The organism is Pseudomonas sp. (genome assembly GCF_030147005.1).
Lineage (GTDB): Bacteria > Pseudomonadota > Gammaproteobacteria > Pseudomonadales > Pseudomonadaceae > Aquipseudomonas.
Map to the genome: position 1 here is coordinate 1 of NZ_JASLAW010000182.1, position 8,609 is coordinate 8,609.

The window sequence follows — 8,609 nt, forward strand, 5'->3', positions numbered from 1 at the left end:
CTACGATTCGGTCAGTGTCGCACTGTGCGAACAGGCGCTGAACAAGGCCAGAATCAAGCCTAATATCATGGTTGATTGCAGCCACGCCAATTCCAACAAGGACCCGGCCCTGCAGCCGCTGGTGATGGAAAACGTCGCCAACCAGATCCTCGAAGGCAATCAGTCGATCATCGGCCTGATGGTCGAAAGCCATCTGAACTGGGGCTGCCAGGCCATTCCAAAAGACCTGGCCGACTTGCAGTACGGCGTGTCGATCACCGACGCGTGCATCGACTGGGCCGCTACCGAGAACACCCTGCGCAGCATGCACGCCAAGCTCAAGGACGTATTGCCCAAACGCAAACGCACCTGAAGCCGCTCGCGCCTTTGAATCAGGCACACACAAAAACGCCGGGCTAAACCCGGCGTTTTTTTATGGCTGTACGTTCAGAGCTTCGCGGCATGGCGCTGGTGACGCTCCATGTAGCGTTCCACATAAGAGCAGGACGGAATGACCGTGTAGCCTGACTCTTCAGCGAACTTCAACGCCTCTTCGGTCAACGCGGCCGCAATGCCACGCCCGCGCAACGCGTTTGGCACAAATGTGCGATAGATATCTAGGGTCTGCTTCCCGAGGTCCATATAGGTCAGATAGGCACGATGACCGTCCACAGTGGTCTCGAACTGATGACCAGCCTGGTCATGGTGGATGGACAACGCCTCACTCATCACTACTCCTCGCGGGTCTTGAATATTGACCCTACCTTACCGATGTTTTTCCGGCGAAGGAACATCTACGCCACCCCGTGCCGGTTTCGACAACGAGAAAACCCTGAGCGCTCACACCTGCACGTAGGGAATAGTAGGCACCAATCCAGCAATTGCTCAAGGCACACTCGTCATCCCCTGCCATGGGCGGTTTATTAGAAAGGGCCTCGATCACCCGGTGACCGAACGCCTGAACATTGCCGGCAGTTGAAGCTTGAGACGAACTGGCGCTGTTAAAGTCACCTCTAGATGAGCGAAAGATGCCGGGTGCGGGACAAGCAGCCTCAAAGAAAGTGCCAGCTGGGATATATAAAATTTCATCTTTTTATAAAGGCTGGCCCATGCGGGCCGGCCCTTACAGCCTGGATCCAACCTTCGCGAGATGAAAAAATTTGGCTGGTTTTTATACAAACCCTCAAAAGATTAGCCAAAATAGATTCGGTACAAGAATTTTTTTTGCTTCTTGCGCAACGTCAGTTTACTTACTACAAGTAATGGGTAGTATGTACGCCGGCTATTAGCTCACTCTGAGACAGTAGCCATCTAATAGAAAGTCCTTGAAGGGGAACACGATGAACAACGTTCTGAAATTCTCTGCTCTGGCTCTGGCCGCAGTTCTGGCTACCGGTTGCAGCAGCGTCTCCAAAGAAACCGAAGCTCGCCTGACTGCAACAGAAGATGCAGCAGCTCGCTCCCAGGCTCGTGCAGACGAAGCCTACCGTAAAGCTGATGAAGCTCTGGCTGCTGCTCAAAAAGCACAACAGACTGCTGACGAAGCTAACGAGCGCGCTCTGCGCATGCTTGAAAAAGCAAGCCGCAAGTAATAATCCTTCGGGGTTGTTATCAAGCCGATCCATTTATGGGTCGGCTTTTTTTTGCCTGGAATCCACTGCGCGGGTGGGGCCGGCTTCAGGGACCTATTGAAAATCAACCGGCGCGCTGGACGCTACCGGAGCTACGCCAGGCACACCGATTTCAGTCGGCAAACCATCCTCCGCCGCCACCACATCCCGCACCTGATCCCAGTTCACCCGCAGGCTATTGGCCAAGTCTTCACGCTTGAGCAAGGCATTGATCACCGCCGTGTGCTTATCCACCACCGACGGCGTGCCATCGTCGTTCAACGGTGTATGGGCTTCGAGGTAGACCTTGCCGCCGGCGCTGCCGAACTTATAAGCGTCGTTGATGATACGCACGGACGTGCCCACCGGCACCATGCCCGCCATTTCCAGCACGTTGTTATTGAACATACGGAAGCAACCGTGGCTGGTACGCGTGCCGATACCAAACTTCATGTTGGAGCCGTGGATCAGGTAACCCGGCGTGCCCAGGGTGAACTTGAACGGGCCCAACGGGTTGTCGGGGCCGGCAGGCACCACATTGGGCAACGGGTCACCGTTGGCGGCATGTTCGGCCTTGATCGAAGCCGGCGGTGTCCAGGTGGGGTTCGGCGTCTTCGCGATGATGCTGGTATGGGCAATAGGCGACCCCCAGCCTTCACGACCAATCCCCAAAGGGAAGGTGTAAACCACGTTCTGCCCTTTGGGATAGTAGTAGAGCCGATATTCCGCAAGGTTGATCACAATGCCTTCGCGCGGGCCCGGCGGCAGAATGAACCGTGTCGGCAGCACGATATCCGTACCCGCCCCAGGCAGCCAGGCATCGACTCCAGGGTTGGCGGCGACCATTTCCGAATAACCCAGGTCGTACGTGGTGCCCAGGTCCGCAAACGTGTCTTCGTATTTGGCCTTGATCACCTGGACCTGACCGACAATGTCCTCACCCGGCGGTGGCAAGGGCAACTGCAAGGCTGACGCCGAACCGGCCGCACAGAGCGCAGCGAGAGACAGGCAGCAGGTAACGACGGAAAGGCGCGACAACATCCGGAAAATCCTTCGCAGAACGACGGTAGGAAAAAACTGATTGTATACGTGAAGCGAGCGCCTGGCATCAAGCCGGCCGCGCTAGAGTTCGAAGCGCAGCTCCGGCCAGATCGGCGGTGTGCCGCGCTTCTGCGACTCGAGAATCGCCCTGCACAACGGGCACAGACGCTGGTCCTGGAAGATCGAACGATCCACCGACGACCAGAGCGGCTGCGCAGGCAATAACGTGCCGCAGAGCGTGCGGTCTATCGAGCCGCCCAGCTCCAGTTGACGCGCCACCAGATGCACCCGGACTTCCTGACAGGCGAACAAATCCAACTGCTCGTCCGGCTCGATCAGTTGGTAGTTAAACAGGGACCAGGCAGGACGCGACATCAGTGGCTCCAAATCGGGGGGGCGCCACCTTAGCCGAAAGCCTGCCGGTAGAAAAGCGTCATAACAGCGGTTTTAGCGTCGGCCAGACATTTTCCAGCAGCTTGCCTTGGGCAGCGACTGCCGGGTGCAGTTGATCAGCCTGCATCAGCTCCGGATGACCGCCCACGCCTTCGAGGAAAAACGGTACCAACGGAATGTCTTTTTCCTTGGCCAACGCGCCATAGACTTGTGCGAATGCAGTGGTGTATCGCGGCCCATAATTAGGTGGCAACTGCATGCCCAACAGCAGCACCTTGGCACCGCCAGCCTGGGACTGGTCAATCATCGACGCAAGATTTTGTTTCAATTGCGCCGGCGGTTGCCCGCGCAAGCCGTCATTCCCCCCAAGCTCGATAACTACCACGTCGGGTTTATGCTCTGCGAGCGCCGCAGGCAACCGCGCGAGGCCTCCCGCGCTGGTGTCGCCACTGATCGAAGCATTGACCACTTTATCGTCAAAACCCTCCTGCTTGAGCCGTTGCTCCAGCAGGGCAACCCACCCTTTGCGGGTATCCAGGCCGAAACCGGCACTGATACTATCGCCAACGATCAGGACTGTACCCGCCGCTGCGTTCTGGGCCATGCACATCAAGGCCAGGCCAGCACTCAAAAACCACATTCGCATTGGATTCTCCATGGGCGCAAGCATTCTCACCGCGCGAAACCTCAGCAAAGTGGTTCCCAGCGCGGAAGGTGAACTGACTATCCTGCACGAACTGAGCCTGGAACTGAACAAGGGCGATAGCCTGGCTATCGTCGGCAGCTCCGGTTCCGGCAAATCCACCCTCCTCGGCCTGCTCGCCGGCCTTGACCTGCCCAGCAGCGGTGAGGTCACCCTGGCCGGCCAAGCCTTGAGCAGCCTCGACGAAGACCAGCGCGCGCGTATCCGTGCCGAACACGTGGGCTTCGTATTCCAATCCTTTCAGTTGCTCGACAGCCTCAATGCGCTGGAAAACGTCATGCTGCCGCTGGAGCTCGATGGCCGCAAGGATGCTCGCGAGCGCGCCACGCACTTGCTCGAGCGCGTCGGCCTTGGCAAGCGCCTGACCCATTCGCCCCGCCAGCTTTCCGGGGGCGAGCAGCAACGTGTGGCGATTGCCCGTGCGTTTGCCGCCGAGCCGGACGTGCTGTTTGCCGACGAGCCCACCGGCAACCTCGACAGCCATACGGGCGAGCGCATCAGCGACCTGCTGTTCGAACTCAATAAAGAGAGCGGCACGACTCTGGTCCTCGTCACCCACGACGAGCGCCTGGCCCATCGTTGCCGACGCCTGATCCGCCTTGAAGCCGGCCTGATGGTCGCGCCCCTGGAGCCTTGATGGCACGCCTGCCGCTGTTACGCCTGTTCAGTCTTGCCATGCGCCAATTGTTGCGCGATGCCCGCGCCGGCGAACTGCGCGTGCTGTTCTTCGCCCTGCTGGTGGCCGTGGCCGCCAGCACCGCTATCGGTTATTTCGGTGCACGCCTCAACAGCGCCATGCTGTTGCGCGCCACGGAGTTTCTGGGTGCCGACCTGGTACTCGAAGGCAGTTCGCCGGCCCGCCCCGAGCAAATCAGATCCGGGACCGAGCTGGGCCTGGATCATGCGCGCATCGTGGAGTTTTCCAGCGTTATCGCCGCAGACAACGGCATCCAGCTCTCCAGCATCAAGGCGGTCAACGAGCGGTACCCGCTGCGTGGCGAACTCAAAAGTACAGGCGAACCCTTTGGGGCCGAAACCCCGGGCGGTGGCCCCAAACCCGGCGAAGCCTGGGTGGAAGCTCGGCTGCTGACCGCGCTGGACCTGAAGGTCGGAGACAGCATCGACGTCGGCATGAAGACCCTGCGCCTGGCACGCATACTGACGTATGAGCCCGACCGGGCCGGCAACTTCTACAGCCTCACGCCCAGGGTGATGATCAACCTGACGGACCTGGACGCCACCGGCGTCGTGCAGCCTGGCAGCCGTGTGAGCTACCGCGAACTGTGGCGCGCCCCGCCAGGCAGCACGGCGCTGCAAACCTATCGCGACCTGATCAAGCCGGGCCTCGCGGCCAACCAGCGGCTGCAGGACTCCCGCGACGGCAACCAGCAGATCGGCGGCGCCCTGGGCAAGGCCGAGCGTTATCTGAATATGGCCAGCCTGGTGGCGGTGTTGCTGGCCGGTGTGGCCGTGGCGCTGTCAGCCAACCGTTTTGCCAGTCGCCGCTTCGATGCCAGCGCCTTGCTGCGCTGCCTGGGGCTTTCACGGCGCGAAGCCATGTTGCTGTTCAGTCTGCAATTGAGCGTACTGGGCCTGTTGGCGAGCCTGACCGGTGCTCTCCTCGGTTGGCTCGCGCAATTTGGTCTGTTCTACTTCCTGCACGATCTGTTGCCCGCGGACGTGCCATCCGGCGGGCTGCTACCCGCCGTTGCAGGTATCGGCACCGGGCTCGTCGCCCTTGCAGGCTTCGCCCTTCCGCCTCTGGCCGCGTTGGGCCGGGTGCCGCCGTTGCGGGTACTGCGGCGCGACCTGCTGCCCATCCCCTCAAGCACCTGGATGGTTTACGGCGCGGCGCTCTTTGCCCTGGGCCTGATCATGTGGCGCCTGAGTCTCGACCTGGTGCTGACCTTCGCGCTATTGGGCGGTGGCGTGGTGGCGGCACTTGTCCTCGGCGGGTTGCTGCTGCTGTTATTGCAAAGCCTGCGTCGGTTACTCGCGCGCGCCTCCTTGCCCTGGCGGCTGGGCCTGGGCCAATTGCTGCGCCATCCATTGGCGGCAGCCGGCCAGTCCCTGGCGTTTGGCTTGATCCTGCTGTCGATGGGCTTGATCGCCCTGCTACGCGGTGAGCTGCTCGACACGTGGCAGAACCAATTGCCCAAGGATGCGCCCAACTACTTCGCGCTCAATATCCTGCCGGCCGACAAAGACGCCTTTGGCGCCCGCCTTCTGGAGGTTCAAGCGCAATCGGCACCGCTCTATCCGGTCGTGCCCGGGCGGCTGATCAGCATCAACGGCGAACCCGTACAAGAGATTGTCAGCAAGGATTCCAGCGGTGATCGTGCCGTGCAACGGGACTTGAGCCTGACCTGGGCCGCCGATTTACCCCAAGGTAATGTACTGACGGCAGGCACCTGGTGGACGGCGCAACCGAGCGATGACATTCCTGGCGTATCGGTGGAAGCCAAGGTGGCCGAAAGCCTGAAGCTCAAGCTCAACGACCATCTGGTATTCACCGTCGGCGGCGAGAATCGCGAGGCACGGGTCACCAGCCTGCGGACCATCAATTGGGACAACTTCCAGCCCAATTTTTTCATGATCTTCCAACCGGGCACTTTGAAGGACTTGCCGACCACCTACCTGACCAGCTTCTACCTGGCGCCAGGGCATGACCAGCAGATCGTCGATCTGGCCCGCGCCTTCCCGGCCGTCAGCATCCTGCAGATCGAAGCGCTGCTGGAACAATTGCGCAGCATCCTCGCCCAGGTGACCCTGGCGGTGGAATACGTGCTGTTGTTCGTGCTCGCCGCAGGCATGGCCGTGCTGTTTTCCGGCTTGCAGGCCACCCTGGATGAAAGGATCCGCCAAGGCGCTCTGCTGCGTGCGCTGGGTGCCGAGCGCAGGCTGCTGGTCAAGGCGCGACGCATCGAGTTCGGCCTGCTGGGGGCGGTGAGTGGTTTGCTGGCGGCACTGGGTACGGAACTGGTGACATGGGTGCTGTACCGCTATGCCTTTGATCTGACCTGGCACCCTCACCCCTGGCTGCTGTTGCTGCCGGTAATCGGTGCGGTGCTGATCGGTGGTGCCGGCGTGTTCGGTACACGCCGTGCGCTCAACGCCAGTCCGCTGACGGTACTGCGCGAGGGCTGAAACACCGATGGCCCTTGCTCTACTCAGAGCAAGGGCCATCGGTTGCTACTTCACGTATTCAATCCGGGTAATCCACCAGCACACCTCACCGCCGGGGGTCTGTACGATGGCTTCATCGTCCACCTCTTTGCGCAGCAGCGCGCGTGCCATGGGAGAGTCGATAGAGATGTAATCCATCCGGTCGTAGATCTCGTCATAACCCACAATGCGAAAACGCTTGGTCTCGCCCTGCTCGTTTTCAACATCGACCCAAGCGCCAAAAAACACTTTGCCCTCCTGCTCGGGCATGTATTCCACCACGCGCATATCCTCGAGGCGTTTGCGCAGGTAGCGCACCCGTCGATCGATCTCACGCAACAGCTTCTTGTTGTACTGGTAATCCGCGTTTTCGCTGCGATCTCCCAGGGAAGCTGCCCACGTAACTTTGCGCGTGGTGTCCGGGCGTTTCTCACGCCAAAGGTAGTCCAGCTCCTTTTTCAGCGCTTCGTGGCCTTCTTTGGTAATCAGCTTGGTACTCAAACGCGCACATCCCCAGGCAATGTCCAATAGCGTCGACAGACCACGGCATCATACCCTGGCGTCGGCTGGCGGGGATCGATGATAAATCAACGGCGCAAAGTATCCAGCCCGACAGACTCATCGACTCAGCCCTGCACGTCGAGGACCTGGTCCAGCTCAACGAGCGTGCCTTGCAGGCGCTGTCGCATCAGCGATAGCTGCGACATCATCAACACCACCTTTTCGGTCTTTTGACTCAACTCCAGTTCTTGCGCCTGCAGTCGCGAATGGCGCTGTTCCAACGCTCGGCTTTTTTCATCCTGCTGAGTCTGCTGGTGTTGCAGTCGACTGTGCCACTGTTCAAGCATCTCCTCGCGCTCGATGACGGCCTGGTTTTTTTGCGTCAGTTCCTGGGCAACCCTAGCGAGATTGCTCAGCGTGCTGTCTATTTCGAGCATGGAGGTATTCTCCCTCGCAGAGAGGGAGGTCGACGGGGTTTCGACGTGTTCTGGCTGAGCAGACGGCGTTCGGGGTTCGGCTGCCACCTGCGGAACCTCCGAAACCTGCGAAACCTCTGGTACCGCAACCAGTGAATGCGGCTGCTCTTCAACAATGTCTTCATCCACGGGCGACGGGGCGGGCCTGGGCTGGCTCTTGCCTCGAGGCGGAGCAACCATTTGTGATGAAAAGCGGATGGACGGCACGATGACTACGCTGCTTTCGATCGCAGGCGCAGCGGGGGCGGACATGCCCAACGTAATTACCTTCATCACCAGCGCTTTCTTGACGATCACTGAGTGATGGTCCTCGGGCCTGGCAGGCGGCAACCTGCAGCCTTTCAGATCTATGAAGTGAAACGGAACCTGAGGCTCGGCAACCGCACTCTCCTTATTTCCCGAGGCCGCCGCCATCATCAGGATTTGCTTAAAGACCTGCATCGCTATTTGCAAGTCTTCTTTGGACTCAACCCCGCCCAAAAAATAGCGCTCGAGCTTCTTGCGTAAGGCCGCGATATACACCCTGGAATGACCGGGTTCGGCTTCTTCATCAAGGCTATACACCAGGAAGTTGGAGGCCGTCTGCTCGACAGCGAATCCACACAGCAGTGCGCCGTTGACGGGAGCATCCTCGCCGCTGCGCTCAAGAACAAGGGTACGTAGAAGCATCATGGCAATCAGGCCTCATTACAAAAAGAAAACCTTATATAAATATCAGACAAATATCCGACCATTATTAAG

The 8,609-nt window shown here is 59.6% G+C and carries 9 protein-coding genes and 1 pseudogene; 4 read left to right on the top strand and 6 right to left on the bottom strand.

The features are described from left to right. Positions 1–352: pseudogene (locus tag Q1V60_RS17160) on the top strand (3-deoxy-7-phosphoheptulonate synthase); the annotation flags it as partial. Positions 353–426: 74 nt separating this feature from the next. Here Q1V60_RS17160 and Q1V60_RS17165 read toward each other — a convergent pair. After that, positions 427–708 carry a GNAT family N-acetyltransferase gene (locus tag Q1V60_RS17165; RefSeq protein ID WP_300632704.1) on the bottom strand — a complete coding sequence of 94 codons (282 nt, stop codon included), beginning with the start codon at positions 706–708 and terminating at the stop codon, positions 427–429. Positions 709–1,319: 611 nt separating this feature from the next. On the opposite strand from Q1V60_RS17165, the gene oprI reads away from it, so the two are divergent. Then, entirely contained in the window at positions 1,320–1,571 is a 252-nt protein-coding gene (gene oprI / locus Q1V60_RS17170; protein ID WP_003172710.1) for an outer membrane lipoprotei OprI, read from the top strand. A 93-nt stretch (positions 1,572–1,664) separates the two neighbouring features. Here the strand turns inward: oprI and Q1V60_RS17175 are convergent, their stop codons facing one another. From Q1V60_RS17175 to Q1V60_RS17185, 3 genes are all read right to left on the bottom strand, one after another. Next, on the bottom strand, positions 1,665–2,630 hold the full coding sequence (locus tag Q1V60_RS17175; protein ID WP_300632712.1) for a L,D-transpeptidase family protein: 966 nt from the start codon (positions 2,628–2,630) through the stop codon (positions 1,665–1,667). 81 nt (positions 2,631–2,711) lie between these two features. Next, on the bottom strand, positions 2,712–3,005 hold the full coding sequence (locus tag Q1V60_RS17180; protein WP_057722836.1) for a hypothetical protein: 294 nt from the start codon (positions 3,003–3,005) through the stop codon (positions 2,712–2,714). 58 nt (positions 3,006–3,063) lie between these two features. Next, positions 3,064–3,669: an arylesterase gene (locus Q1V60_RS17185; protein ID WP_300632716.1), complete on the bottom strand. Its 606-nt coding sequence runs from the start codon at positions 3,667–3,669 to the stop codon at positions 3,064–3,066. 10 nt (positions 3,670–3,679) lie between these two features. On the opposite strand from Q1V60_RS17185, the gene Q1V60_RS17190 reads away from it, so the two are divergent. Together Q1V60_RS17190 and Q1V60_RS17195 are read left to right on the top strand one after the other, a co-directional pair. Beyond that, positions 3,680–4,363: an ABC transporter ATP-binding protein gene (locus Q1V60_RS17190; RefSeq protein ID WP_065885127.1), complete on the top strand. Its 684-nt coding sequence runs from the start codon at positions 3,680–3,682 to the stop codon at positions 4,361–4,363. Then, positions 4,363–6,873 carry an ABC transporter permease gene (locus Q1V60_RS17195; RefSeq protein ID WP_300632721.1) on the top strand — a complete coding sequence of 837 codons (2,511 nt, stop codon included), beginning with the start codon at positions 4,363–4,365 and terminating at the stop codon, positions 6,871–6,873. Before Q1V60_RS17190 ends, Q1V60_RS17195 begins: the two co-directional genes overlap by 1 nt. A 45-nt stretch (positions 6,874–6,918) precedes the next feature. Here Q1V60_RS17195 and greB read toward each other — a convergent pair whose 3' ends face one another. Then, on the bottom strand, positions 6,919–7,392 hold the full coding sequence (gene greB, locus Q1V60_RS17200; RefSeq protein ID WP_065892558.1) for a transcription elongation factor GreB: 474 nt from the start codon (positions 7,390–7,392) through the stop codon (positions 6,919–6,921). 125 nt (positions 7,393–7,517) lie between these two features. Next, on the bottom strand, positions 7,518–8,540 hold the full coding sequence (locus tag Q1V60_RS17205) for a hypothetical protein (RefSeq protein ID WP_300632726.1): 1,023 nt from the start codon (positions 8,538–8,540) through the stop codon (positions 7,518–7,520). Positions 8,541–8,609: the final 69 nt, after the last annotated feature.

What these genes read in the sequence shown, in the direction of transcription:
- Q1V60_RS17165 (WP_300632704.1), bottom strand. Translation starts at nt 708, where the DNA reads ATGAGTGAGGCGTTGTCCATCCACCATGACCAGGCTGGTCATCAGTTC.
- oprI (WP_003172710.1), top strand. Translation starts at nt 1,320, where the DNA reads ATGAACAACGTTCTGAAATTCTCTGCTCTGGCTCTGGCCGCAGTTCTG.
- Q1V60_RS17175 (WP_300632712.1), bottom strand. Translation starts at nt 2,630, where the DNA reads ATGTTGTCGCGCCTTTCCGTCGTTACCTGCTGCCTGTCTCTCGCTGCG.
- Q1V60_RS17180 (WP_057722836.1), bottom strand. Translation starts at nt 3,005, where the DNA reads ATGTCGCGTCCTGCCTGGTCCCTGTTTAACTACCAACTGATCGAGCCG.
- Q1V60_RS17185 (WP_300632716.1), bottom strand. Translation starts at nt 3,669, where the DNA reads ATGCGAATGTGGTTTTTGAGTGCTGGCCTGGCCTTGATGTGCATGGCC.
- Q1V60_RS17190 (WP_065885127.1), top strand. Translation starts at nt 3,680, where the DNA reads ATGGGCGCAAGCATTCTCACCGCGCGAAACCTCAGCAAAGTGGTTCCC.
- Q1V60_RS17195 (WP_300632721.1), top strand. Translation starts at nt 4,363, where the DNA reads ATGGCACGCCTGCCGCTGTTACGCCTGTTCAGTCTTGCCATGCGCCAA.
- Q1V60_RS17205 (WP_300632726.1), bottom strand. Translation starts at nt 8,540, where the DNA reads ATGATGCTTCTACGTACCCTTGTTCTTGAGCGCAGCGGCGAGGATGCT.